Genomic DNA, 24,925 nt, shown 5'->3' on the forward strand with positions numbered 1-24,925 from the left:
GGTCAGACGCTCTCGGCCGTGTCGAGGATGCGCTCGACCCGGATCGCGAAGTCCCCGTCGGCCACGACGACCGTGCCGTGACCGATCAGCCGCCCGTTCAAGCGGATGTCCGCGGGCGACCCGGCCGCCCGGTCGAGTTCGACCACGCGTCCGGGCTCCAAGGTCAGGACGTCGCGAACGGGCATCCGCGTGCGGCCGATCTCGACCGCCAGCTCCATCTGCACGCCCGCGATGCGGCTCAGCCGCTGCGATCCCGACGCGGCTGCTCCGCCGGACGACCCGTCGATGCGCACCGCGACGCGCGCCACGACGGCGCCCTCGGCGTCGACGAGGTCGAACACCTGCGCGCCGGGAGCGGTGAACACTCCCGCGGCATCGACGAGTTCGCCGTCGCCGAGGGTGCCCGTGCCGAGCACCGCCACGGCGGACTCGAACACGGGGTGCAGTCGGTCGGCGAGCGGTGCGGTCGGCGAGCCGTCTTCGAGCTGCGACGGGTCGAGCACCTGCAGGGCGATACGCGCCCCGGGGGCACCCGCGAAGGCGACGACGACCGCCTCGCCAGTGGCGCCGGGGTCGGTCGAGGGCGTGGGGATGACGGGGTAGCCGAACGGCAGGCGTCCGGCGACGGCGGCGGCGACGGCGGTCGCGTGGAACGTGCTCATCAGGGGGTCTCCTCGGGGAGGGCGGTGATCATGCAGGTGAGCCGGGAGCCGCGGCTCCCGGGGGTGGCGCGCGCGATGGGGGTGTTGCCCGCGACGAGCTCGAACGGCGTGGTCTCGGGGTGCGGGAGCCGCAGCAGGTCGCCGGGCGCCAGGTCGAGGATCTCGCCGGCGTCGATGGTCAGCGGCGCGAGACGGAGCGCGACCTCCAGCGGCGTGCTGCGCAGCTGGTCGAAGGCCTGGGCTCCGGTCGAGACGGCCCCCGCGTCGGGGACCGCGGCGGCGAGCCGATCGACCACGGCCGACGCCGGGAGCATCACGGTCGCCGCGCTCACCGCATCGCCGAGGCGCATGGCGTAGCGGGCGACCACGACCGCCGCCGACCCGGAGATGACCTGCAGGTACTGGGGGTTGTAGTGCACGCCGGCGAACGCGGGCTCCCCGGGCAGCAGCGCACCGAGGCTCGCGGCGAGATGCTCCAGCGTCCCCTCGGTGAGATTGCGCACGAGCGCCAGCTCGATCGGGGTGAAGGTGCGCGACTCGGGCGCGATCGTGCTGCGTCCGCCCATCATCTGCACGACCCAGAGCAGGGCACTGTCGAGACCGAACTGCAGCACGCAGGGCTCCTCGCGTTCCGCGAACGAGCCCACCACCATCGCGGTCGTCGCGGGGAGGGTGTCGGCGTACTCCTGGTACGACACCAGCTCCACGGCCTCCAGCGACAGGTGCGCCCGGACGCGGATCTTCGCGGTCAGCTGCGACGACCACAGACGGGCGAACGACTCGAACGAGGCCTCCAGCTGCCGGATGCTCTCGCGCCCGAGCTGCGCCGGCCGGCCGAAATCGTAGGCGGGGTAGCGACCTGCGGGATCGTCCCGCACCGTCGTCGCGGTCATCGCGCGCTCCTCCATCGTGTCTGTCATGCGTCTCAGCCCTCTCCGGTGCCCGCGGCGATGGCAGGGATGAGTGCCCGCACCTGATCCTCTTCGTCGGATTCGACGACGATGTCGACGCGACGGTTGCTCGCGAGCGCCTCCGGGGTGTCTCCGGGTGCGATCGGACGCGTGTCGGAGAACGCGGTCGCCCGCACCCTGCCGCCCGCCACCCCCTCGTGTTCGACGAGGAATCGCGCGACCTGGGTCGCCCTTCCCCCCGAGAGCTCCCAGTTCGTCGGGAACGGGAAGGCCGACAGCCGGTGGTCGGCGTGCCCTTCGACGCTCACCTGGTTGTCGACGGTCGTGAGCACATCGCCGATCACGTCGAGCACCGCATCCGCTTTGTCGGAGAGATCGGTGCTGTTGTCGGCGAAGAACGTCTCCGCGCCGACCAGGCCGACCTGCAGGCCGCGGTCGTCGATCACGAACGAGACCGTGCCCTCGAGCCCGTGCACCGCGAGGGCCGACCGCATCCGCTCCTGCAGCTCTTCCAGCGACTCGTACTCCGCGGTCGCCCGCATCGTGAGGTCCTCGATGCCGTCCTCGGTCTCCATCTCGGGAGGGATGACCATGCCCTCGGAGGTGTCGGCGCCGCCCTTGTCCTCCTCCTGCCCGAACCCGGTGGCGAGGCTGTTGGCCAGCATCTGGAACTTGGTCTTGTCGACGTTCGAGACCGCGAACAGCACGATGAAGAGGCACATGAGCACCGTCACCATGTCGGCGTACGACACGGCCCAACGCTCATCGGGCTCGTCGTGATCGTCGTCGTGGTTGGCGCGGCCTCGGCCCCGCCGGGCGGTGCTCACGGAGCCTCCTCGGCGGGCTGCTCCCGCTTCTGCCGTCGCTGCGCCGGTTTGACGGTCGACATCGCTTCGAGCCGCTCCTGCAGCAGGTGCGGCGCGCTGCCCGCCTGGATCGCGAGCATCCCCTCGCTCACGAGCGTCATGCGCTCCAGTTCGACGGCCCCGATACGAGCCAGGCGTCCGGCGATCGGGTTCCAGATGAAGTTCGCCGACAGCAGGCCCCAGAGCGTCGCGACGAAGGCGGCGGCGATCATCGGACCGAGGTGATCGGGCTCGTCGAGCTTCTCGAGCACGTGGGTGAGCGAGACGACGGTGCCGACGATGCCGATGGTGGGCGCATAGCCGCCGAGCGAGGCGAAGAACTTTGACGCGACGCGGTTGCGCGATGACGTTGCGGTGATCTCGTCGTCCATCATGAGGCGCAGGTCCTCGGCATCGGTGCCGTCGGCGAGGGCCTGCAGGGCCTGACGCGTGAAGGCATCCGGTGCGGTCTCGAGTTCCTGTTCCAGGGCCAGCAGTCCCTCGGTGCGCGCCTTGTCGGCGTAGCCGACGAGGAACGGGATGACCGCCTCCGGGGTCATCTTCGGACCGCGGACCATCCGCCCCAGGCTCGACAGGGCCAGGCGCGTGTCCCGGAGGGTGTGGCTGGCGATGCCGACGCCGATCGTCGACCCGAGCACGAGGATCATCGGCGCGGGGATGAAGAGCGCCTGGAAGCTCGCGCCCTCCATCGTGATCATCGCGACGAGGGCACCGAAGGCGAGGACGACGCCGATGAGGAATGCGGGATCCACGACCTCACTCCCCCGTTCTGCGCGTCAGCGCCTGGGCCGCATCGAGCACGCGCGCCCGGTAGGCGATGACGAGGTCGACCACCTCGTCGAGCCGTTCCGCGACGACGTAGACGCCGCCGTCGACCATGTGCAGCGTGGTGTCCGGCGAGGCCTGCACCCGCTCGATCAGGTCCGGGTTCACCGCGAACCGCGTGCGGTCGAGGCGGGTGACGGTGATCATCGGAGTCTCCGGGGGCGTGCGGGCGGCAGGTCGTCCCCGACTATTGCGACGGGGCCCGCCCGGGGTAACCCGGACGAGCCCCGTCGACGGCGGATCAGCGCTTGAGCTGCGTGAGCTCCTGCAGCACCTCATCGCTCGTGGTGATGATGCGCGCGTTCGCCTGGAATCCGCGCTGCGCGACGATCAGGTTGGTGAACTCCTGCGAGAGGTCGACGTTGCTCATCTCCAGCGTGCCCGAGACGAGGTTGCCGAAGCCGGCCTGCCCCGCCGCACCCATCTGCGCGGCGCCCGAGTTCACCGACACGCGGTACGACGACCCGCCGGCCTTCTCGAGGCCCTCGGGGTTCGCGAAGGTTGCCATGGCGATCTTGCCCAGGGTCTGCGTGGCTCCGTTGCTGAACGTGCCGACGATCGATCCGTCGCCGGTGATGCTGTACGACTTCAGGGTGCCCGCGGCCGATCCGTTCTGCCCGGTGACCGCGACGGTCGAGAGTGTGGCGTACCCGGTCACGGCCGTGAGGTCGATGCTCACACCGGCGTTCAGCACGAGACCGCCGCCGGTCTGCGTGCCCTCGTCGAACTCGAGGGCGCCGCTCGCGCCGCTCGTCGGTTCGACGACGTTCCACCCGGTGGCCGTGCGGGTGAACGTGAGGCTGAGGGTGGAGGGTGCGCCCTGCGGGTCGTAGACGGTCACATCGCGCACGATCTCGTCACCGACGGCGGCGGTGGCCGGCAGGTTGCCGGTGACGGTCGCGGTGGTCGTCTCGCGCGCGGGTGAGACGGCGTCGAGCGGCAGCACGATGTTGCCGACCGCCTGGCCGGTGTTCACCACGCCGTTCTGCGCCCCCCACCCCTGCACGATGGCCCCGTCGGCGGTGACCATCTTGCCGGTCGGGTCGAAAGAGAATCCGCCGGCGCGGGTGTAGAGCGTCTCGCCTCCGGCCCGCACGGCGAAGAAGCCGTCGCCCGAGATCATCAGGTCGCCTCCGCGGCCGGTGGCCTGCGCCGAGCCCTGGGCGAAGTTGGTGCGGATGCCGGCGACCTGCACGCCGAGACCGACCTGGGCGGGGTTACGACCGCCGACCTGGTCGTCGGGGATGCCGGGGTTGCCGACGAGCTGCGACAGCGAATCCTGGAAGAGCACGGACGACGCCTTGTAGCCGGCCGTGTTCACGTTCGCGATGTTGTTGCCCGTGACGTCGAGCATCGTCTGGTGGGAGCGGAGGCCGGAGATGCCGGAGTAGAGCGAGCGGAGCATGATGTTCTCTCTTCTGTGGGGAGGTCAGGCGGCGGCGGACGCGTCCGCGGCGGGGGTGGTCTGGGGTGCGGTGGAGATACCGGTGATGGCGTCGAGGGCGATGTCCTTGCCGCCAATCGTCACCTGCGGGACGGGACCGTCGAACGAGACCTTCGTGACGATGCCCGTGACGGTCTTGCCGTCGGCGTCCTCGTATCGGGCTTCCTGCCCGATCAGCGCGGTCGCAGCCTGGCGCATGTGGAGGGCGAACGCCTCGGTGCCGTTGTCGGCGAGCACGGTCAGCTTCTCCATCATCGCCAGCTGGGTGGTCTGCGCGATCATCTCGTTGGTGTCCATGGGGTTGGACGGATCCTGGTGGGTGAGCTGCGTCACGAGCAGTCGCAGGAACACCTCTCCGTCGAGCGTCTGCTTGCGGCTCGCCGGGTCGGTCGTGCTGCCGGTGTGGATCGAGGTCGGGGCGCTCACGGCGTCGACGGTCATGCGGGTGTCCTCTCAGGCGAAGATGTCGAGGCCCGCACCGGCGGTGGGGCGGGCGGGGGTGGGTTCGAGGCGTGCGGACGGGGATGCTCCGCTCTCGGCGCGGGTGTCTGCGTGCGTTGCCTCGCGGCCGCGGGCTTGATCGCGCGGCGCCTGCTCGGTGTTGCCCGACGGCCCGCGGTCGGCGCCCCCGCCGGCGTCCGCCCCCGCGCCCAGGGCGACGCTCGCGTGGGGCGAGATCGCGGCGAGGTCGCGCCGCAGGTCGCCGAGGAGGGTGCGGAGCGCCTCGCGTCCGGCGTCGGTGGCGCCGAGGAGGTGCACCTGCACCTCTCCGTCGGCCGAGATGTGCGCGCGCACGGTGACCGGGCCGAGGCTCTCCGGCTCGATGGTCATGGTCAGCTGGTGGCTGCCGGCCGGACGCTGCGCGAGGTGCAGCACGGCCGGTGCGACCTGCGCGGCCAACGGCTGCGGGGCGTTCGCGGTCGCGGCCGCGGCGGCCGGCGCGGTGACGGATGCCGTCGGCGCGGGGCCCGGCAGGACGGGCGCGACGGATGCCGGAGACGCGGGCGAGGGGAATGACGTGTCAGCGACCTCCCCGGTGACCCGGACGGGAAGCTCGGATCGGATGGAGACCGCCGGCGCGGCCTCGACCGGCACCTCGACGTCCGCCGCCGCTGTCGACGATCGCAGGGCGGATGCGTCGGCCACAGCAGCGGCACCCCCTCCGCCCGCGGCGAGGGCTGGGGCCGAGAGCGGGACGTTGCGGAGGTCCTGGCGGGCGACCGTCATCACGGGTGTCGCGCCGGACGCGGATCTGGATGCGGATGAGGAGAGGGCGGGCGCGGCGGCGATCGGCTGGTCGTCGCCCGACGTCGATCGGGATCCACTCGCGGGGGCGGGCGGTTCATCGGCGCCACTCGTTCCGGCGGGCGGGGATCCCGCCGCCGACAGCGCCGCCGGGCTCTCGCGCACCGAAAGGTCCGACGTCGAAAGCCCCTGCGCCGGCGTCTCGGCATCAACCGCCGCTGACTCGTCCACCGACGTCCCGCCCGCAGTGAGGACCGGCGCAGGGTCGGTGACGGCGGCGGGCGGGGCTTCGGCCGGGATGACGAGGATGCTCGCAAGGCCGCCAGACGAGGTGGAGACCGCGGAGGCCTTCTCCCGCTCCTCCCCCTCGCGCGCGCCGGAGAGGGCGGGAACCGCCGCCGTGGGCGTCGAGGCGAGGGCCTCGGATGCGTCGCCGCACGGTGCGGCGGTGGTGGCATCGTCGTCGACACCGGTCACACCACGAGCACCGACGGCATCCGCGCCGAGCATCCGATCTGCGGTCGAGAGCGCCGCGTCGAAGGCGGCGGCGCGGTCGCGAGCTGCGCCGGAAGCGCGGGCCCCGTCGCGTGCGCCCGTGGGGCCGACCATCAGGGAACCCGCGGCGGTGGACGGGGCCGGTGCCGCGCTCACGCCGCGCTCCCATCGCCGCGGCTGCGCGCCACGGCGATCTCGTCGAGCGTCATCTGCTCGCTCCGCAGCTCCGCCGCCGCGGCCTTGGCGCGATGCGCGTCCTCCAGCCGTTCCAGGCCCTTCAGCTCGCGTCTCGCCTCGACGTGCGCGGTACGTGCCTCGAGCTCCTCCGCGCGTCGCAGCGCCGACAGCGTCTGCAGATCGGCGAGAGCGCTCCGGCCGGATGCCCGTGCTGCGGCCATGGCGAGCAGGGTCGCCGCGTCGTCGATCCGGTCGCCGATCTGCGCGAGACCGGTCACGGCATCCTGCTCCGCGGCCTCCGCCGCCGCCCGCGCGGCACCGGCGCGCGACAGCTCCTCGGCGGCCATGCGCTCCTGCGCACCGCGCACCCGCAGGAGTCCTGCCAGGGGGAAGGTCATGCTGCTGCACCTCCGAGGTCGTGGGCCAGGTCGGCGAGACGCCGCCAGGACTCCGCCGTGGGGGCCGGCTCGCTCATCGGCTGGGTGAGGAATCCGGCGATCGCCGCCTCCTGCGCCAGGGCCGCGTCGACCAGCGGGTTGGCTCCGGCGCGGTACGCGCCGATGTCGATCAGGTCGCTCGCCGCACGCCGCGCCGCGAGCACGCTGCGCAGCGCGACGGCATCCGCCCGCTGCGCCGGGCTGGTGATCTTCGACACCACGCGCGACACCGACCCGAGCACATCGACCGCCGGGAAGTGGCCGCGGATCGCGAGGGCCCGGTCGAGCACGACATGACCGTCGAGAATGCCGCGGGCGGCGTCGGCGATCGGCTCGTTGTGGTCGTCGCCGTCGACGAGCACGGTGTAGAGCCCGGTGATCGAGCCCGCCTCTCCCGCGCCGGCGCGCTCGAGGAGGTTCGCGAGCACCGAGAAGGTCGATGGCGGGTATCCGCGGGTCGCCGGCGGCTCCCCCGCGCTCAGACCGATCTCGCGCTGCGCCATCGCGACGCGCGTCAGCGAGTCCATCATCAGCACGGTGTGCATCCCGTCGTCGCGGAACGCCTCGGCGATGCGCGTGGCGACGAAAGCGGACCGCAGGCGCGCCATCGCCGGTTGATCGGAGGTCGCGACGACCACGACCGACCGCGCGAGCCCCTCGGGGCCGAGGTCGTCTTCGAGGAACTCACGCACCTCGCGACCGCGCTCTCCCACGAGAGCGATGACCGTGGCATCGGCGCTCGATCCGCGGGCGATCATCGACATCAGCGAGGACTTGCCGACGCCCGAGCCGGCGAACAGCCCCAGGCGCTGCCCCGTGCCGACGGGCGTCATCGTGTCGAGCACGCGCACACCGAGGGGCAGCTGCCGGTCGATACGTTGCCGGTGCATGATGCTCGGTGCCGCGTGGTCGAGCGAGACCCGCGGCACGTCCGCCGGAAGCGGCCCCTTGCCGTCGATGGGACGCCCGAGCCCGTCGAGCACCCGACCCAGCAGACCGCGTCCGACCGGGATGCGGAGAGGGGCGCCCGAGTGGCGCACCCGCGCACGGGACGTGATGCCGGTCGGCGGGGCGAGGGGCATGCACCGGGCCGACCCGCCGTCGACGGCCACGACCTCGGCATCGACCGCCGCACCGCGCGGGGTGTCGATGCGCACTCGGTCGCCCACCGCCGCGTCGATGCCCCGCACCTCCACGCCGAGGCCGCGCACGCTCGTCACGACGCCGGAGCGCTCGGGACGCACGGCCTCGCGCACACGGGTCCACGTCGGGGTCGCGTCGCTCATGCGACTCCCTCGTCGTCTTCGCCGCGGAGCACCGCGGCGGCGCGCGCGAAGGCCGCGCCGATCCGCGTGTCGACGAGACCGTGCGCCAGCTCGACCGTCGCCCCGCCCGGGCCGACGGCGGGCGACGCGTCCACGGCGAGGCGGTCGAGCAGAGCGGCCGACGTCGCGTCTCCACGCAGCACCGCGAGGTCGCGCTCGTCCAGAGCGACCCGCACCCACTCCGCGGTCGGTGCCTGCTCCAGGGCGCGGCGCAGGGCGTGCGCGGCGGAGCGCGCGGGATCTGCCAGCTCCACACCCACGATCAGCGCCGAGAGTTCGAGGGCGAGGTCCTCGATGCGAGCGACGGCCACGCCTTCCAGGTCGGCCGCGCGGGCGTCGACCGCCAGGCGTGCGGCGTGAAGCGCCTCGAGGGCGCGACCGGCCGCCGCGGCGAACTCCTCCCGATCGAGCCGGACCTGCTCCTCGACGGCGATCGACGCGACACGTGCCTCCTCGCGTGCCACCCGCCTTCCCTCGGCGTAACCGTCGGCGTACCCGCGCGCCCGTGCCCGCTCGGTCTCCGCACGCACGTCAGCGCGCGGCTCCCCGATGCGGGGGGCCACGAGAGGCAGGAAGGCGGGTTCGGGGCTCATTCGATCAGCTCGTCCTCGTCCTCGCGCGAGATGGTGATCTCCTCGGCCGCCTCCAGCTCGCGGATGATGCGCACGACCTCCGCGCGCGCCTCATCGACCTGACGCATGCGCACGGGTCCGAGCACGCGGGTCTCCTCCGCGAGGTTCTCCTGGTTGCGCTCGGTCATGTTCGACCGCACCTTGTCGAGGATCTGCTCGTCGGCGCCCTTGAGCGCGAGCGCGAGCATCCGCAGATCGATCCCCCGCAGCACCCGCTGCGTATCGCGATCCTCGAGGCGCGCGATGTCGGCGAACGTGACCATTCGGCTGCGGATGTCCTCGACCAGCGCGAGGTCACGCCCCTCCAGGCTCGCCAGCAGCGACTTCTCGAGCGCGGTGTCGGAGCGGTTGATGATCTCGACGAGCGGCTGGACCCCGCCGATGGTCTCGTGGTTGTCGCGCATCGCGAACACGCCGGTGCGCGCCCGCAGCGAGTCCGCCACGATCGAGATCGCCTCCTGCGTCGCCGTGCCCATGGTGGCGATGGCCTGCGCGACATCGGTGCGCAGCGGGTCCTGCAGCGCCGCGAGCACCGCGGCGGCACGATCCGCCCGCAGATTGGCGAGCACCACGGCGACCGTGGTCGGCAGCTCTCCCTCGAGCACGGCGGCGAGCTGCGCCGGATCGGCGGCGTTGAGGAAGTCGAACGACACCGTTCCCTGCGACATCACGCGCCCCACCATGCCGACGGCCTTCTCCCGCCCGAAGGCGGTCTCCAGCAGACCGGTCGCCAGGTCCTGTCCCCCGCGCGAGGGGACCGAGCCGCCCTGCGCGATGCGACGGAACTCGGCGAGGGCGCGCGCGGTGGCCGCGATGTCGACCCCGCCCAGCTGGGTGAGCTCGGCGGCGAGCATCTCCGCACGCTCCTCCCCCAGATGGCGGAGCACCTCTGCGCTCGCCGCACGGTCCATGTTCATGAGCACGATCGCGGCCTTGCGCAGCCCGCTCATCTCCGGTCCGGCGTCCCCCGTCGCGCCCACCACGGGCGCCGTCGAGATCTCGACCGTGTCGTCCTGCTCGTCGACGAGCCCTCCGAGCAGACTCATACCCGGGCCTCGTCCATCAGACTGGCGAGCGCGTTCGCGGTGGTCTGCGGCTCGCGCGTCGCGAGGTCGTCGATCTCGCGACGCCGACGCTCGACGAGCACCGCGTGGGGCTCCGGCTCGTCGTCGAGGTCGAGCACCGCCGTCGGCAGCACCTTCGTCGGCGCAACCGCGGAGACCGCCATCGGGTCGGCGAGGCCCTTGAGCGACTTCAGCTTCTGCTCCTCGTCCTCGGAGAGGGTCGCGAGGTACTCGATCGGACCGTCGTCGGTGTAGAGCACCCGACGCTTCATGCGTCGGCGCAGGGCGAGGAACACGACGAGCACGATGACCGCGAGCAGCACCGACCCGCCGATGATCGCGGCGCGGATGATCTCCTGCTGCGTCTGCGCCGCGCGCTCCTCCTCCGCGGCCTGCAGCGCCGTCTGCGCCGTGGCGGCCGCCGACTCGCTGAACTCCACGAACTCGACAGCGATCTCGTCGCCGCGCTCGACGTCGATGCCGGCGGCCGATGCCACGAGCGCCTCGACCTGCGCCGCCGTCACCCCGTTCACCGCCCCGCGGTTGAGCGCGATGCTCACGGTCTGCCGCGTCACCTCGCCCGCCGGAGTGATGGTCTTCTCCGTGGTCTTGTTCACCGCGTTGCTGCGCGACGTCTCCTCGAACTCGTACGACCCGTCCCCGTCGCCGCCGTTCGGCACCGCGATGTTGTCGGGTCCGAGCACACCGGTGCCGTTCCCCTGGCCGCCCGTGTAGGTCTCGGTCTTCGTCTGCTCGGAGGCACTCAGCGCATCGCCCTCCGGCGCCGAGTACGTCTCGTCCATGCGCTCCGACGTCGACGAGGCGACATCGGCCGAGACCGACACCGTGGCGTTCCCCGGTCCGACGATCGTGTCGAGCATCCGGCTGACGCTCGCCGCGACCTTCGCCTCGTGCTCGGTGGCCTGCGTCGAGGAGTTCCCGGTGACGCCCGCTCCGACGGCCGAGAGCACCCGGCCGTTCTGGTCGGTCACGGCCACGTCTTCGGGCGTCATCCCGGGCACCGCGGCGCTGGTGAGGTGCACGATGGCCTCGATCTTCTCGTCTCCGAGCTCCGAGCCGTTGCGGGTCTTGATGAACACCGATGCGGTGGGGCTCTGACGCTCCGACACGAACACGCTCTCCTCGGGGATCGCGAGCTGCACCGACGCGGTGGTGATGCCGTCCATCGCCCCGATCGTTCCGGCGAGTTCTCCCTCGATCGCGCGCTTGTACGTGACGGACTGCTGGAACTCGCTCGCCGTGACGCCCATCTGGTCGAGGAGCGTGTAGCCCTCGCTCGTGTCACCCGGCAGTCCGGCGGACGCCGCCGCCAGCCGCTGGGGGTACACCTGGTCGTCCGGGACCAGGACCGTCGCCCCACCCTCGGCCAGCTCGTACGGCACGCCGGCCGACTTGAGCTGCTCGACGACGGCCGAGGCGTCGCCGGCGCTGAGCCCTGTGAACAGCGGACTCATCTGCGGGCGCGTGAGCCACGACCCGAGGGCGATCGCGCCCATGACGAGCAGGGCGATCCCGATCAGGGCGATCGTGCGCTGGGCGATCGAGAAGCCCGAGACGACCTGCTTGACGCGGTCGAACGACGTGGAGAGCATCTTCGGCATCGGCTAGGCCTGCATCCGCATGATCTCGTTGAACGCCGACACACTGCGGTCGCGCACCGCCACGACGAGGTCGAGCGTGACCGAGGCCCGCGTCGACGCGATCATCGCCTGGTGGATGTCCTGCAGGTCGCCCGTGACGGCCTGCACCGCGAGCTCGTTCGACGTGGACTGCAGCTGCTGAAGGTTCTCGACCGCGCCCGACAGCGAGGTGGCGAACGCCCCGGCGGATGCCGAACCCGCGGGGTCGGTGCCCTGTTCGAAGCTCAGCGCCGAGAGGGAGGAGACCGGCGTCGAGACGACGCCTTCGACGGGGGTGCTCATCAGCCGCGTCCGATCTGCAGTGCGGCCTCGTACGTCGATTTCGCGCGATCGACGACGGCGGCGCTGGCCTCGTACCCGCGCTGGGCGAGGATGAGCATGCTCATCTGATCCCCGAGGTCGACGTTCGGGTACTGCACGTACCCGTCTTCGTTCGCATACGGATGCTCGGGGTCGTAGACGAGTTTCGCCTCGGCATCCGACTCGACGACACCGGCGACGTACACGCCGGGACTCTGCGTTCCCGCCTGCACCTCGACCAGGCGTTCGCGGAACGGCTCCTGCCCCGCGGGCGTGGCCGTGTTGACGTTGGCGATGTTGTCGCTCAGCGCGTCGAGCCACTTGCGGTGCGCGGTGAGGCCGGTGCCGGCGATGCCGATCGCGTCGAACGTCATGACGCCTGTCCGATCGCCTTGGTGATCGACGCCGCCTGACCGCCGATCGCCTGGCTGGCGAACTGGAAGCGCAGCACCGTGTCGATGTTCGACAGCGTCTCGGTGTCGAGGTTGACGTTGTTGCCGTTGAGGCGCGTGGGCTCGAGCGAGCGCTCGACGGTCGGCGAGACCGTGCCGGAGCCGTGGGCGACGGCGGCGCGCAGTTCGTCCTCGAAGGTCACGCGCTGGGCGTGGTAGTCGGGGGTGTTGACGTTCGCGATGTTCTCGGCGATGGCGCGCTGACGCAGGGCCAGCCCGTCGAGAGCGCTGAGGAGCGCGCTGGAGGTGACGGATTCGAGCACGGGGGTACTCCGGACGTTGAGAGGAGAGGCCGATCCGTGGCCCAGCGTCGAGCGATCCGTGCTCGTCCCCCACTATCGCGACGCAGCGGGGTCGGCGTAACCCGTCGGTTCAGCCCTCGACGTCGAGGTAGACGGGGGCTTCTCCGCCCGGGCGTCCCGGCACGCGCCGGAGGGCGGCGAGCTCTCGCGCGACTCCCGCGCGTGATGCGAGCAGCCCGTTGATCATCAGCTGCTGGCGCGCGAGCACCGCCTCGGCCCGTTCACGCAGTTCGTCCGGTACGGGGCCGGCGGGCGGGTCGAACGTCTCGTCCGGAGCGTCGGCCGCGTCGAGGGCGCGTTCGAAGCGGTCGAGTACCGCGAGCCAGGCCGCGAGGTTGTCCGCCACCCGACTCAGGCCGTCGCGGTGGTGGCGATCGCGGGGGCGTCGCCGGTGAGCGCCGCGGCCTGGTGCCACGCGTCGCGCAGGGGCGCGACGAGAGCCCGGCTCTCGGCCGTCGCGGCGGCATCGCGGGAGACATTGGCGATGATGAGGCGCCCGGTCAGGTACGTGTAGAGCGCGCGGAGGTCGTCGGCGCCGTCCCACGCGTCGGTGAGCGAGCCGCTGAGCTCGGCGACGATGCTCTGCGCGTGCGTGAGGTGCGGAGCGGCGGCCGACCAGTCGGATGCCTGCTGCGCAGCCGCGGCGCGATCGATGTCGACGAGCAGGCGGTCGTAGAGCATCGTCAGCAGGCGCTCGGGCGAGGCGGAGGCGACCTGCTGCTCGAGGTACTGCTGCTTGGCGCGCTCCAGGGACGTGAGGGGCATGCGGCTCTCCTAGGGGGACGGGACGGGTCAGGAGTCTTTCGCGGGCGTGAGCCCGGCGAGCTGGGAGGTGAGCCAGGTCGACTGCGCCTGCAGGTTCGACAACTGCACCTCGAGCTGGGAGTAGGTGCGCTCGAGCGTGGCGCGGCGCTGTTCGAGACGCACGTCCCAGCGCTCGGACTGCGTCTTGAGGCTCTTGACCTCGTCCTGCTGTCCGGTGATGCGCTGCGTCAGCATGCCGTCGTACTTGTCGGAGTACTGCCCGGTCACGTCCTGCACGCGGGCGGCGACGCCCGAGAAGACGGCCTGGACCGCATCGGGGTCGTCGGCCAGGGCCGCCGCGAACTTCTCGGCGTCGAACGACAGCACGCCGTTCCTGTCGGTCGAGATGCCGATCATCGAGGGTGACACACCGTCGACGGGATGCTGCATCGCCTTCGCGATCGCCCCGCGGAGGTTCCGGACCGTGCTGTCGCCCGTGAAGACCCCGAGCGTCGTGGTCTCGCCCACTCCGCCGACGGTGGCCTTCGATCCGTTGTCGATGCGGGTGAGCAGACCGGCGATCTCCTTCACGAAGGCCTCCGCCTTCGCGGCCTGCGCCTTCGGGTCGAGGGCCACGGTCACGACGACGGGGTCGGCGCTCGCCGTGCGAACGGTGATGTCGACCCCCGCTGCCACGCTCAGCGTGTTGCTCGCGCTGCGCAGCGTCTGCTCGGCGGCGGTGCCGGCGAAGAGGCGCACGCGCGCGTCGGCCCCCGTGGTGAGGACCGCTGCACCGTCTTCGGCGGCGATATCGACCGACCCTCCGGCGGCGACCTGTGCCGCGGTGCCGCGGTGCAGCGCGAAGCGATTCTCTTCGCCCGTCTCGGTGGCGGTGATCTGGATGCGCGAGAGCGCGGTGCCGTCTGCGGCCGTGCCCGCCGGTACGACGGTGGCCATCACGCCGGCCTTCGCGCTGTTGATGGCCTTCGCCAGGTCCTGCGGGCCCGTGCCGGTCGGGGTGATCTCGACCGGCTCGCCGTCCCCGCCGACGAGGGTGAATGTTCCGCCCCAGGCCGATGAGCCGGCCGCGGCGCTGACGACCGAGTGCGCGGTGGCGACGGCGTCGACCACGACCGAGGTCGAGAAGGCGTTCGCCGTGGCCCCGGCCGCGACGGTGACGTTCTCCGACGAGGAGGATGCGGTGAACGCGGCGAGCGAGGTCGCGCCTGCGGCGGTCTTCGCCTTCTCCACGAGCGCCTGCAGCGAGGTGTTCAGCGACTGGAGGTTCTGGATGATCGTGGTGCGATCCGTGATCTTGTTGGTGATCAGCTTCTTCGGGATCGCGGCGACGTCCATGAGCGCGGTGATGAGCTCATCGGTCTTCAGGCCCGATACGAGTCCGTCGAGTTTCATGCTCCGGTGCTCTCCGTGGGGTGGGGCGGTGCGGGGGGTCTGCTATGGGAAGGCGCCCGGGCGGAGGTGTCCCCGCCCGGGCGCCCGATGCGCCTCAGGCGCAGCGGCTCAACGGAGCAGCTGCAGGACGCCCTGGCCCGACTGGTTCGCCTGCGCGAGCATGGCGGTGCCGGCCTGCTGCAGGATGTTCGCAGCGGTGTACTTCACCATCTCGGACGCCATGTCGGTGTCCGCGATGCGGCTCTTCGCCGCCGACAGGTTCTCGGCCGAGACCTGCAGGGAGTTGATCGTCGACTCGAAGCGGTTCTGCACCGCACCGAGGTCGGCGCGCGCCGACGACACGCTCTTGATGGCGGTGTCGACCGTGTCGATCGTCGCCGCGGCGACGGTCGGGTTGGCGAAGCCGTCCGCCGTGGTGAGGATGTCATCACGCAGGTCCGTCGCCAGCTGGGCGATGTTCGCGCTGCCCAGGTTCACGGTGATCTGGCTCGAGGCGGAGCCGTCGGCGCCGACCTGGAAGCTCAGCACGCCGTTGCCCGCCGCGCCGGCCGTGCCGTCGAGCAGCTGGATGCCGTTGAAGTTGGCGCTCTCGGCGATGCGGTCGAGCTCGTCCACGAGCTGCGTCACCTCGGTGGTGATCGCCTTGCGCGAGTCCGGGTTGTTCGAGTCGTTACCGGCCTGCACCGCGAGGTCGCGCACGCGCTGCAGGATGGAGTGGACCTCGGTGAGCTGGCCTTCTGCGGTCTGGATGACCGAGATGCCGTCCTGCGCGTTGCGGGCTGCGACGTTCAGGCCGTTGACCTGCGAACGCAGGCCCTCGGAGATGGCGAGGCCGGCGGCGTCGTCGGCTGCGCGGTTGATGCGCAGGCCGCTCGAGAGCTTCTCGAGCGACTTCGAGACGTCGTTCTGGTTTGCCGACAGGTTGCGGTACGCGTTGAGCGCACTGACGTTGGTGGCGATCTGAAGACCCATGTTCATCCTCCGTGGTTGATGGGATTTGGAAGCGGGTCCGTCCGTGGACCCGCACACCCCACATTCGCGACGGGTGGGCCGCCGCGTAACCCGCGGCGCGACGAGGTTCAGAGAGGAGCGAGCACGGGCTCTGCGCGGGTCGGCTTCGGCGCCGCGGCCGGCACCGGTCCGAGCACCGCGGCGAAGAAGTCGGCGCGTGCGGCGTTGGACCGATCGCCCGCTTCGCCGCTCTCCCAGGCCTCCATCGCCTCGCGCATGAGGGCGAGGCCACGAGAACGCAGTTTCGAGACGTAGGCGTGGCTCACGCCCATCTCCTCGGCGATGTCCTTGACCATGCGGTCGTCGAGGTAGATCCCGCGGATCACTCGGCGGGTGGCCTCGGGCAGCGCGTCGAGGATGCGCACGAGCATGCCGCGCGTCTCGGTCTGCTCCACGGCGTGCTCGGGCAGGATGACGCTGTCGGTGAGGTCGGTCGCCTGTCGACCGGAGGCCGGGTCGAAGTGCTCCTCGAAGCTGGTCGCGGTGCGCACCATGTCGTCGATCTGCAGCATCTCGGCGACGACCGATGCGTCGAGGCCGGACTCTCGCGAGAGTTCGGCGGGCGTCGCATCGCGTCCGGTCCGCTCGCGCACGGCGTCGGCGGCGGTGCGGAGGAGTTCGATCTTGTCGCGCGCTCGTTCTCCGGCGGGGTCCGCACGGCGCATGTCCGACAGCATCGCCCAGGTGATCTGCGAGCGGGCGAAGGCGCCGAAGGGGATGCCGCGTTCGGGCTCGTACGTCAGCGCGGCCCTGGCCAGCCCCCAGCGCGCGGCCGAGAGCAGGTCGTCGATGTCGACGTGCTGCGCGGTTCGGGCCTTCTCGAGAGCGAGGAAGGTCGCCAGAGGCATGTTGTCGCGCGCGAGCCGTTCGGCCTCCGCCGAGGAGGACGCACGTGAACCGGAGACAGCAGAGAAGGCAGATTCCCGCGGCAACGTGGCTCCTTGAGTTATCAACTGATTTACGTGTGAAGCTAGCAGGTTTCGCTCGTACACAAGCAAATTCTTATGTAAACGGTGCGTGTCGGTTTCCCTCCCAGCCGATCGCCGTCCGCCGACCGGACGGATGCCGTGGCGAGGAGACACACCCATCCGGTTGAATGACCTCACGAGCGAAAGGCAGGCGCGCATGAGTGTGATCTCCCGCGGGTTCGGCGCACGTCGCCGGGAGTCCGACGACCGGCTCCCACCGGGCCAATACCTCACCCAGGACTTCCCCGTCCTCTCCGCCGGGCCGACCCCGCGGATCCCGACCGATTCCTGGGAGTTCGTGATCGTCGCGCGCGACGGACTGCGTCATACGTGGTCGTGGGACGAGCTGCACGCACTCCCGGTCGAGACCATCACCACCGACATCCACTGCGTCACCCGCTGGTCGAAACTCGACACGCGCTGGCGGGGCGTCGCGGTGTCGCATTTGCTCGAGCAGCTCGACGACGACGCGGCTTACGCCGAGGTGTTCTCCTACGGCGGGTACACCACCAACGTCGCGCGCACCGATCTGGCCGCGGGCCGCGCGTGGATCGCGACCGAGTTCGATGGCGAGCCCCTGGCACCCGCGCACGGCGGACCCGCCCGACTGCTGATCCCGCACCTGTACTTCTGGAAGTCGGCGAAGTGGGTGCATGGCCTGAACCTGCGCATCGACGACGCCCCGGGATTCTGGGAGCAGAACGGCTACAACATGCACGGCGACCCGTGGAAAGAGGAGCGGTACTGGTGACGGGTGCCTCATCCTGGCGCCGAGCCGTGGTCGTGGCAGTGCGCCCGGCGGGCAGCCATGGTCGAGTGCTGCAGCTGCGGGTGGACGGCTGGACGGGGAACCTCGCCGGCCAGCACGTCGACGTGCGCCTCACCGCCGAAGACGGGTATCAGGCGGTGCGCTCCTACTCGCTCGCGTCCGCGGTGCCCGGCGACGTCATCGAAATGGCCGTCGACGAGGTGGCGGACGGGGAGGTCTCGCCGTACCTCGTCGAAGACGTGCGCCCCGGCGATGAGCTCGAGGTCCGCGGGCCGATCGGGGGCTACTTCGTCTGGACCCCCGCGCACGCCGGCCCCGTCCAGCTGATCGCGGGAGGGTCGGGCATCGTCCCCCTTCTCGCGATCGCTCGGGCGCACGCGGAATCGCCCGATGCTCCGGCGATGCGGCTGCTGTACTCGGTGCGCTCCCCCGCCGACGCCTTCTACGCCGACGAGCTGCAGGAACTGATCGGCGATGCCTTCGCGGTCGACTGGGCGTACACCCGGTCGGCTCCCCCGTCGTCGACGCGTCCTGTCGGGCGCATCGACGAGGAGACCATCGCGGCGGCGACCCTGCCGCCGTCCGCGCATCCGACCGTCTACGTCTGCGGCCCGACCCCGTTCGTCGAGGCCGTCGCCGACCTCCTCGTGAGCGCCGGGCACCCGCCCGAGCGCATCCGCACCGAGCGTTTCGGAGGCACCTGATGGATGCTCAGCACCCCGGTCGCGTCGAGCGGGTCGACGGCAACGCCGCCGGCGGACGCCTGCTCGCCCTCTTCGGCACCGACATGACGACCGCGCACGCCACCTGCGGGCGGTGCGACCGCGTGGCCGAGCTCGCCGATGCGGTCGCCGAGATCGACGACGCGTGCGTCATCCTGCTCTGTCGCGGATGCGGTCACACGCTGATGACCCACCTCGTCACGGGCGGACGGGCGACGCTCTCGCTGGGCGCGCTCACCCGTCTCGAATGGGCGGTGGATGCCACGGATGCTCCGGAAGTGGGCCCTGCCGGGATCGAACCGACGACATCCACGGTGTAAACGTGGCGCTCTACCAGCTGAGCTAAAGGCCCTGGTGCCTCCAGTCTATCGGCACCGGGATGCGCGCCCGGATGGTCCAAGAGGGCTAGGCTGAGGACGGCGCGCGTTGTGCACAGTCGACAAGGCTGCCCGCGTCGCTTCCCGTTTCCTCGGCATGACCTGCCAGCTTGACGAAAGGCTCCCCGTGACCGTCCACGATCAGGATCCGTACTCTCAGGACTCTCTCGACAGCGACCCGGAAGAGACGGGTGAGTGGCAGCAGTCGCTCGACGAGCTCGTCGACGCGAAGGGCCACGGCCGTGGTCGCGAGATCATGCTGAGCCTGCTCAAGCGCTCGAAGGAGTTGCACCTCGGCGTTCCGATGGTCCCGACCACGGACTACATCAACACGATCGCCCCCGAGAACGAGCCCGAGTTCCCCGGCGACGAAGAGGTCGAGCGCCGTTACCGCGCGTGGATCCGCTGGAACGCCGCGATCACCGTGCACCGCGCACAGCGCCCCGGCATCAGCGTCGGCGGCCACATCTCGACCTACGCCTCGTCGGCCGCCCTGTACGAGGTGGGCTTCAACCACTTCTTCAAGGGTGCGGACAACCCCGGCGGCGCCGACCAGATCTTCATCCAGGGCCACGCCTCCCCCGGCACCTACGCCCGCTCCTTCCTCGAGGGACGCCTGACCGAGCAGCAGCTCGACGGCTTCCGCCAGGAGAAGTCGCACGGCCCCAACGGTCTGCCCTCCTACCCGCACCCGCGCCTCATGCCCGAGTACTGGCAGTTCCCGACGGTGTCGATGGGTCTCGGCCCGATCAACGCCATCTACCAGGCGATGTCGAACAAGTACCTTGAGAACCGCGGCATCAAAGACACGTCGCAGTCGCACGTCTGGGCCTTCCTCGGCGATGGCGAGATGGACGAGGTCGAGAGCCGCGGTCAGCTGCAGGTCGCGGCGAATGAGGGCCTCGACAACCTCACCTTCGTCGTCAACTGCAACCTGCAGCGCCTCGATGGTCCGGTGCGCGGTAACGGCAAGATCGTCCAGGAGCTCGAGTCGTTCTTCCGCGGCGCGGGCTGGAACGTCATCAAGGTCGTCTGGGGCCGCGAGTGGGACGACCTGCTCGCCCGCGACACCGAGGGCGCGCTGCTCAACCTCATGAACGTCACCCCCGACGGCGACTACCAGACATACAAGGCCGAGTCCGGCGCGTACATCCGCGAGCACTTCTTCGGCCGCGACGAGCGCGCCGCCGCCCTCGTCAAGGATTACTCCGACGACGACATCTGGAACCTCAAGCGCGGCGGTCACGACTACCGCAAGGTGTACGCCGCGTTCAAGGCAGCGACCGAGCACAAGGGCAAGCCCACCGTCATCCTCGCGAAGACCGTCAAGGGCTACGGCCTCGGTCCGCACTTCGAGGGCCGCAACGCGACCCACCAGATGAAGAAGATGACGCTGGACAACCTCAAGACGTTCCGCGACGCCATGCACATCCCGATCACGGATGCGCAGCTCGAGGAGAACCCGTACCTGCCGCCGTACTACAACCCCGGCGCTCAGGACGAGACGATCCAGTACATGCTCGAGCGCCGCCGCAGCCTCGGCGGGTTCCTGCCCGAGCGCCGCTCGACGCACGTCGGTCTCGACCTCCCGGACGACAAGGCCTACGCGCTGCCCAAGAAGGGCTCCGGCACGCAGGAGATCGCCACGACCATGGCGTTCGTCCGTCTGCTCAAGGACCTCCTGCGATCGAAGGACTTCGGGCACCGCATCGTGCCGATCATCCCCGACGAGGCGCGCACGTTCGGCATGGACGCGTACTTCCCGACGGCGAAGATCTACAACCCCAACGGCCAGCACTACACCTCAGTCGACCGCGAGCTCCTCCTCGCCTACAAGGAGAGCCCGCAGGGCCAGATCGTGCACGTCGGCATCAACGAGGCGGGTGCCCTCGCGGCGTTCACCGCGGCCGGCACGTCGTACGCCACGCACGGCGAACCGCTCATCCCGATCTACCTCTTCTACTCGATGTTCGGGTTCCAGCGCACCGGTGACGCCCAGTGGGCTGCGGGCGACCAGATGGCGCGCGGCTTCATCATCGGCGCCACGGCCGGTCGCACCACCCTCACGGGTGAGGGCCTGCAGCACGCCGACGGCCACTCGCACCTGCTCGCCGCGACCAACCCGGCGACGGTGTCGTACGACCCGGCATACGGGTACGAGATCGCGCACATCATGCGCTCGGGCCTGGAGCGCATGTACGGCGGCGACCACGAGGACCCGAACGTGATGTACTACATCACCGTCTACAACGAGCCGCTCGTGCAGCCCGCCGAGCCGGAGGGTGTCGACGTCGACGGCATCGTGCGCGGCATCCACCGCGTCTCCGTCGGCGAGGGCGACGGCCCCCGCGCACAGCTGTTCGCATCGGGCGTCGGACTCCCCTGGGTCCTGGAGGCGCAGGAGCTGCTCAAGAACGACTGGGGCGTGATCGCCGACGTGTGGTCGGTCACCTCGTGGACCGAGCTGCGCCGCGACGGCCTCGCCGCCGACGAGCACAACTTCCTGCACCCCGAGGAAGAGCCCCGCACGGCCTACCTCACACAGAAGCTGCAGGGCGCCGAGGGTCCGGTCGTCGCCGTCAGCGACTTCATGCACGCGGTGCAGGACCAGATCCGCCCGTGGGTTCCGCAGCGTTTCGCGACGCTCGGTGCCGACGGCTTCGGCTTCTCCGACACCCGTGCCGCGGCGCGGCGCTTCTTCAAGATCGACGGCCCGTCGATCGTGGTGCGCACGCTGCAGGCCCTGGCCGAGGATGGCGTCGTCGACCGCTCGCTGGCCGCGCAGGCGATCCAGAAGTACTCGCTGCACGACGTCAACGCCGGCACCAGCGGCAACGCGGGCGGCGAGAGCTGAGCCCTTCGGTGACAGGCCCCACGCCCGTCGGCATGGACAAGGCCGCGACGCTCACCTGGCTGCGCCGGATCTCCGGCGACATCGCCTCGGTGACGATCAAGCGCCTGGAGGAAACCCTCCCCTGGTACGCCGACATGCCACCAGCCCGCCGCTCCGCGGTCGGGCTGGTGGCGCAGGCGGGCATCACGTCGTTCATCCAGTGGTACGAGGACCCCACCTCCACCCCGTGGATCGCCGCCGACATCTTCGCCGCCGCGCCGCGTGAGCTGCTCCGCAGCGTGAGCCTGCAGCAGACGCTGCAGCTCATCCGAGTCACCGTCGAGGTGACCGAGGAACGCGTGGCGGGTCGCGGCGAGGACCTCCGCGAGGCGATCCTCCTCTACTCGCGCGACGTCGCATTCGCGGCCGCCGACGTGTACGCCCGCGCCGCCGAGGCCCGAGGGCTCTGGGATGCTCGCCTCGAGGCGCTCGTGGTCGACTCGATCCTCACCGGAGAGGCCGACGAGGAGCTCCCGAGCCGGATCGCGGCCCTGGGTTGGCACGGGCACGGTGAGGTCGCAGTGCTCGTCGGCACGACCCCGCCGCAGTTCGATGTCGACCAGGTGCGGCGCACCGCGCGCAAGCTGTCGGTCGACGTGCTGATCGGTGTGCAGGGTTCCCGGCTCGTCCTCGTGCTGGGTCGCGCGCGCGATGAGGAGCAGGAGAACGACACCGACGACGACGAGCTGAGCTTCCTCGAGATCGCGACGCGGCTGGAGCCCTCGTTCGGCCCCGGCTTCGTCGTGCTCGGCCCCCCCGTCGCCGCCCTCGTCGATGCCAGTCAGAGCGCGCGTGCCGCCCTCGCCGGTTTCGCCGTCGCGCGCGCCTGGCGTGGTGCTCCCCGTCCCGTCGAGGCGGATGACCTGCTCCCCGAGCGGGCTCTCGCGGGAGACCCCCTGGCGAAGCAGACCCTGATCGAGCGTATCCACCGACCGCTGCAGGCGCACTCCACCGATCTCGTCACGACGCTGTGGAGCTACCTCGACAACGGCCGCTCGCTCGAGGCGACGGCGCGTGAGCTGTTCGTGCACCCGAACACCGTGCGTTACCGTCTCAAGCGCGTCAGCGAGGTCATCGGGTGGGATGCGACGGGCCCGCGCGAGGCGCTGATCCTGCAGACCGCCCTCATCCTCGGGTCGATCGGCACCGCTGATCAGGCCAGACGCCGTCCGGCGTCACGACGCGCACCGCGCTGACCCGCCGGCCCGGGCTGTACGCCACACACAAGGGTTCGTCGGAATCTTGTGACGGATCATCCACCGTCCGACGGTGATCGTTGGCAGACTGGTGTGGTGATTGTCGTCGTTTGCCCTGGTCAGGGCTCGCAGACCCCTGGTTTCCTCGCCCCGTGGCTCGAACTGGACGGTGTGGCCGAGCGCATCGCCGCCTACTCCGACGCGGCCGGAGTCGACCTGCGTGAGCACGGGACCGCGTCGGATGCCGACACCATCCGCGACACGCGCATCGCGCAGCCGCTCATCGTCGCCGCCTCGCTCGTGGCCGGCTCCGCGCTGGTCGACCGCGCCGGTCGCCGTGCCGACGGCATCGCCGGGCACTCGGTCGGCGAGATCGCGGCCCTCGTGGGCAGCGACGTGATCGACGACGTGACGGGCATGCGGATCGTGGGCATCCGCGGGCGCGCCATGGCCGACGCCGCGGCGCAGACGCCCACCGGCATGAGCGCCGTTCTCGGCGGCGACGAAGACGCGATCCTCGCGCGCCTCACCGAGCTGGGCCTCTCCCCCGCGAACTACAACGGCGGCGGCCAGCTCGTCGTCGCCGGCGAGCTCGCGGGCCTCGACGCCCTCGCTGCCGAACCGCTCAAGGGAACCCGCGTGATCCCCCTGCAGGTGGCCGGCGCGTTCCACACCGACTTCATGGCCCAGGCGCTCGACGCCCTGCGCGACGCCGTCGCCGACGTCGCACCCCGCGACCCCGCCCTGACGCTGTGGACGAACCGCGACGGTTCGGTCGTCGAGAGCGGCGATCAGGCCCTTTCGTACCTCGTGGACCAGGTCTCGTCCCCCGTGCGCTGGGACCTGTGCATGTCGTCGTTCGCCGACCGGGGCATCACCGGCCTGATCGAACTCGCGCCGGCCGGCGCCCTGACGGGCCTCGCCAAGCGCGGTCTGCGCGGCGTGCCGACCGTCGCCGTCAAGACCCCCGAAGACCTCGACGCGGCCGTCGCGCTGCTGAACGGAGAAGCCGCATGAGCGCCACCCTGTCGCAGGCCACCGGCCCCGCCTACACCCGCATCTACTCGTTCGGTGCCGCGCGCGGCGAGAACGCCGTCCCGAACGACGACCTCGTCGGCCCGATCGACTCGAGCGACGAGTGGATCCGCCAGCGCACGGGCATCATCACGCGCGTGCGAGCCGACAAGGGCACCGACGCCATCGACCTCGCGGCCGAGGCCGGTGCGGAGGCCATCGAGAAGGCCGGCATCCCCGCCGACCAGATCGACCTGGTCATCGTCGCGACCATCAGCAACCCCAAGCAGAGCCCGTCGGTGTCGGCCATCGTCGCCGACCGCGTCGGCGCCAACCCCGCCGCCGCGTACGACGTGAACGCCGCCTGCGCCGGGTACGCCTACGCCGTCACCCAGGCCGACGCGCTCATCCGCGCCGGCGCGGCACGCTACGCCCTCGTGATCGGCAGCGAGAAGCTCTCCGACATCGTCGATCCGACCGATCGCAGCATCTCGTTCCTCCTGGGCGACGGCGCCGGTGCCGCGGTGATCGGCCCCAGCGAGACCCCCGGGATCGCGCCCGCCGTGTGGGGATCGGACGGGTCGAAGGCGGATGCCGTCGGCATGAACGGCACGCTCACGCAGTTCCGCGACGGCGAGACCCCCTGGCCGACCCTGCGCCAGGAGGGGCAGACCGTGTTCCGCTGGGCCGTCTGGGAGATGGCGAAGGTGGCTCGGCAGGCGCTCGAGCGCGCAGGCGTCGAGGCGAACGACATCGCGGCCTTCATCCCGCACCAGGCCAACATGCGCATCATCGACGAGTTCGCGAAGCAGCTCGGTCTGCCGGAGACCACCGTGATCGCGCGCGACATCGAGACCACCGGCAACACGTCGGCCGCATCGATCCCGCTCGCGAGCCACCGCCTCATGACCGAGCACCCCGAGCTGTCGGGCGGTCTCGCCCTGCAGATCGGCTTCGGCGCGGGGCTCGTCTTCGCCGCTCAGGTCGTCGTGCTCCCCTGAGCGGGCCCCGACGTTCCCT

General features: G+C 71.0%; 28 protein-coding genes and 1 tRNA gene. 7 read left to right on the top strand and 22 right to left on the bottom strand.

The genetic code is table 11. The annotated features are described in order from the left end of the window. Positions 1-2 precede the first annotated feature (2 nt). The 21 genes from RWS82_RS05735 to RWS82_RS05835 all read right to left on the bottom strand — a co-directional run bounded on the left by RWS82_RS05735 (position 3) and on the right by RWS82_RS05835 (position 17,093). On the bottom strand, positions 3-662 hold the full coding sequence (locus RWS82_RS05735) for a FliM/FliN family flagellar motor switch protein (protein ID WP_314647732.1): 660 nt from the start codon (positions 660-662) through the stop codon (positions 3-5). Further along, positions 662-1,582 (bottom strand): flagellar motor switch protein FliM, encoded by a 921-nt coding sequence (locus RWS82_RS05740; RefSeq protein ID WP_314647733.1) that lies wholly within the window; start codon positions 1,580-1,582, stop codon positions 662-664. The genes RWS82_RS05735 and RWS82_RS05740 overlap by 1 nt, the downstream gene beginning before the upstream one ends. Positions 1,583-1,587: 5 nt before the next feature. After that, positions 1,588-2,400 (bottom strand): flagellar motor protein MotB, encoded by an 813-nt coding sequence (locus RWS82_RS05745; RefSeq protein WP_314647734.1) that lies wholly within the window; start codon positions 2,398-2,400, stop codon positions 1,588-1,590. Beyond that, on the bottom strand, positions 2,397-3,191 hold the full coding sequence (locus RWS82_RS05750; RefSeq protein WP_314647735.1) for a MotA/TolQ/ExbB proton channel family protein: 795 nt from the start codon (positions 3,189-3,191) through the stop codon (positions 2,397-2,399). The genes RWS82_RS05745 and RWS82_RS05750 overlap by 4 nt, the downstream gene beginning before the upstream one ends. A 4-nt stretch (positions 3,192-3,195) precedes the next feature. Next, positions 3,196-3,411: a flagellar FlbD family protein gene (locus RWS82_RS05755; protein WP_314647737.1), complete on the bottom strand. Its 216-nt coding sequence runs from the start codon at positions 3,409-3,411 to the stop codon at positions 3,196-3,198. Positions 3,412-3,505: 94 nt separating this feature from the next. After that, positions 3,506-4,669, bottom strand: coding sequence for a flagellar hook protein FlgE (locus RWS82_RS05760; RefSeq protein WP_314647739.1), 1,164 nt, complete (start codon positions 4,667-4,669; stop codon positions 3,506-3,508). Positions 4,670-4,693: 24 nt separating this feature from the next. Beyond that, a complete protein-coding gene (locus RWS82_RS05765) occupies positions 4,694-5,149 on the bottom strand; it encodes a flagellar hook capping FlgD N-terminal domain-containing protein (RefSeq protein ID WP_314647740.1) in 456 nt (151 codons plus the stop codon). Positions 5,150-5,161: 12 nt separating this feature from the next. Then, complete coding sequence (locus RWS82_RS05770; RefSeq protein ID WP_314647742.1) at positions 5,162-6,604, bottom strand: flagellar hook-length control protein FliK; 1,443 nt, start codon at positions 6,602-6,604, stop codon at positions 5,162-5,164. After that, a complete protein-coding gene (locus RWS82_RS05775; protein WP_314647743.1) occupies positions 6,601-7,023 on the bottom strand; it encodes a hypothetical protein in 423 nt (140 codons plus the stop codon). Before RWS82_RS05775 ends, RWS82_RS05770 begins: the two co-directional genes overlap by 4 nt. Continuing rightward, positions 7,020-8,348 (bottom strand): FliI/YscN family ATPase, encoded by a 1,329-nt coding sequence (locus RWS82_RS05780; RefSeq protein WP_314647745.1) that lies wholly within the window; start codon positions 8,346-8,348, stop codon positions 7,020-7,022. The genes RWS82_RS05775 and RWS82_RS05780 overlap by 4 nt, the downstream gene beginning before the upstream one ends. Then, positions 8,345-8,980, bottom strand: a complete 636-nt coding sequence (locus tag RWS82_RS05785) for a FliH/SctL family protein (protein WP_314647746.1) — start codon at positions 8,978-8,980, stop codon at positions 8,345-8,347. Before RWS82_RS05785 ends, RWS82_RS05780 begins: the two co-directional genes overlap by 4 nt. After that, positions 8,977-10,065, bottom strand: coding sequence for a flagellar motor switch protein FliG (gene fliG, locus RWS82_RS05790; protein ID WP_314647748.1), 1,089 nt, complete (start codon positions 10,063-10,065; stop codon positions 8,977-8,979). The genes RWS82_RS05785 and fliG overlap by 4 nt, the downstream gene beginning before the upstream one ends. Continuing rightward, complete coding sequence (fliF, locus tag RWS82_RS05795; protein ID WP_314647750.1) at positions 10,062-11,705, bottom strand: flagellar basal-body MS-ring/collar protein FliF; 1,644 nt, start codon at positions 11,703-11,705, stop codon at positions 10,062-10,064. The genes fliG and fliF overlap by 4 nt, the downstream gene beginning before the upstream one ends. Positions 11,706-11,708: 3 nt before the next feature. Next, on the bottom strand, positions 11,709-12,026 hold the full coding sequence (fliE, locus tag RWS82_RS05800; RefSeq protein WP_314647751.1) for a flagellar hook-basal body complex protein FliE: 318 nt from the start codon (positions 12,024-12,026) through the stop codon (positions 11,709-11,711). Beyond that, the gene (gene flgC / locus RWS82_RS05805) at positions 12,026-12,418 is read right to left on the bottom strand and encodes a flagellar basal body rod protein FlgC (protein WP_314647752.1); all 393 of its coding nucleotides are present in this window, start codon (positions 12,416-12,418) and stop codon (positions 12,026-12,028) included. The genes fliE and flgC overlap by 1 nt, the downstream gene beginning before the upstream one ends. Then, a complete protein-coding gene (gene flgB / locus RWS82_RS05810) occupies positions 12,415-12,759 on the bottom strand; it encodes a flagellar basal body rod protein FlgB (protein ID WP_314647753.1) in 345 nt (114 codons plus the stop codon). Before flgB ends, flgC begins: the two co-directional genes overlap by 4 nt. 109 nt (positions 12,760-12,868) lie before the next feature. Then, positions 12,869-13,144, bottom strand: coding sequence for a hypothetical protein (locus RWS82_RS05815; protein WP_314647754.1), 276 nt, complete (start codon positions 13,142-13,144; stop codon positions 12,869-12,871). A gap of 5 nt (positions 13,145-13,149) precedes the next feature. Next, positions 13,150-13,563: a flagellar export chaperone FliS gene (gene fliS / locus RWS82_RS05820; protein WP_314647755.1), complete on the bottom strand. Its 414-nt coding sequence runs from the start codon at positions 13,561-13,563 to the stop codon at positions 13,150-13,152. 27 nt (positions 13,564-13,590) lie between these two features. Continuing rightward, the gene (gene fliD / locus RWS82_RS05825; protein WP_314647757.1) at positions 13,591-14,955 is read right to left on the bottom strand and encodes a flagellar filament capping protein FliD; all 1,365 of its coding nucleotides are present in this window, start codon (positions 14,953-14,955) and stop codon (positions 13,591-13,593) included. 108 nt (positions 14,956-15,063) lie between these two features. After that, entirely contained in the window at positions 15,064-15,927 is an 864-nt protein-coding gene (locus RWS82_RS05830; RefSeq protein WP_314647759.1) for a flagellin, read from the bottom strand. A 107-nt stretch (positions 15,928-16,034) separates the two neighbouring features. Then, positions 16,035-17,093, bottom strand: a complete 1,059-nt coding sequence (locus tag RWS82_RS05835; protein WP_314647761.1) for a sigma-70 family RNA polymerase sigma factor — start codon at positions 17,091-17,093, stop codon at positions 16,035-16,037. Here RWS82_RS05835 and RWS82_RS05840 point away from each other — a divergent pair. Genes RWS82_RS05840 through RWS82_RS15170 form a run of 3 tightly spaced genes read left to right on the top strand, consistent with a single transcriptional unit; the run spans position 17,092 to position 18,745 of the window. Beyond that, positions 17,092-17,685, top strand: coding sequence for a molybdopterin-dependent oxidoreductase (locus RWS82_RS05840; RefSeq protein WP_314647763.1), 594 nt, complete (start codon positions 17,092-17,094; stop codon positions 17,683-17,685). The genes RWS82_RS05835 and RWS82_RS05840 overlap by 2 nt on opposite strands. Beyond that, positions 17,682-18,407, top strand: a complete 726-nt coding sequence (locus RWS82_RS05845; protein WP_314647764.1) for a ferredoxin reductase — start codon at positions 17,682-17,684, stop codon at positions 18,405-18,407. Before RWS82_RS05840 ends, RWS82_RS05845 begins: the two co-directional genes overlap by 4 nt. After that, positions 18,407-18,745, top strand: a complete 339-nt coding sequence (locus RWS82_RS15170; RefSeq protein WP_400190070.1) for a DUF6510 family protein — start codon at positions 18,407-18,409, stop codon at positions 18,743-18,745. The genes RWS82_RS05845 and RWS82_RS15170 overlap by 1 nt, the downstream gene beginning before the upstream one ends. Here the strand turns inward: RWS82_RS15170 and RWS82_RS05850 are convergent. Next, a tRNA-Val gene (locus RWS82_RS05850) sits at positions 18,705-18,777 on the bottom strand. The two genes, RWS82_RS15170 and RWS82_RS05850, sit on opposite strands and share 41 nt — an antisense overlap. 152 nt (positions 18,778-18,929) lie before the next feature. Between RWS82_RS05850 and aceE the strand changes: the two genes are divergently transcribed. From aceE to RWS82_RS05870, 4 genes are all read left to right on the top strand, one after another. Further along, positions 18,930-21,656: a pyruvate dehydrogenase (acetyl-transferring), homodimeric type gene (gene aceE, locus RWS82_RS05855; protein WP_314647766.1), complete on the top strand. Its 2,727-nt coding sequence runs from the start codon at positions 18,930-18,932 to the stop codon at positions 21,654-21,656. A 32-nt stretch (positions 21,657-21,688) separates the two neighbouring features. Then, positions 21,689-22,891, top strand: a complete 1,203-nt coding sequence (locus RWS82_RS05860) for a helix-turn-helix domain-containing protein (protein ID WP_314648207.1) — start codon at positions 21,689-21,691, stop codon at positions 22,889-22,891. Between the two features lie 96 nt (positions 22,892-22,987). Beyond that, positions 22,988-23,908 carry an ACP S-malonyltransferase gene (locus tag RWS82_RS05865; RefSeq protein ID WP_314647767.1) on the top strand — a complete coding sequence of 307 codons (921 nt, stop codon included), beginning with the start codon at positions 22,988-22,990 and terminating at the stop codon, positions 23,906-23,908. Continuing rightward, a complete protein-coding gene (locus tag RWS82_RS05870) occupies positions 23,905-24,906 on the top strand; it encodes a beta-ketoacyl-ACP synthase III (RefSeq protein WP_314647769.1) in 1,002 nt (333 codons plus the stop codon). Before RWS82_RS05865 ends, RWS82_RS05870 begins: the two co-directional genes overlap by 4 nt. Positions 24,907-24,925 lie beyond the last annotated feature (19 nt).

Origin of the sequence: uncultured Microbacterium sp., from assembly GCF_963528945.1 — a bacterium.
Taxonomy (GTDB): domain Bacteria; phylum Actinomycetota; class Actinomycetes; order Actinomycetales; family Microbacteriaceae; genus Microbacterium.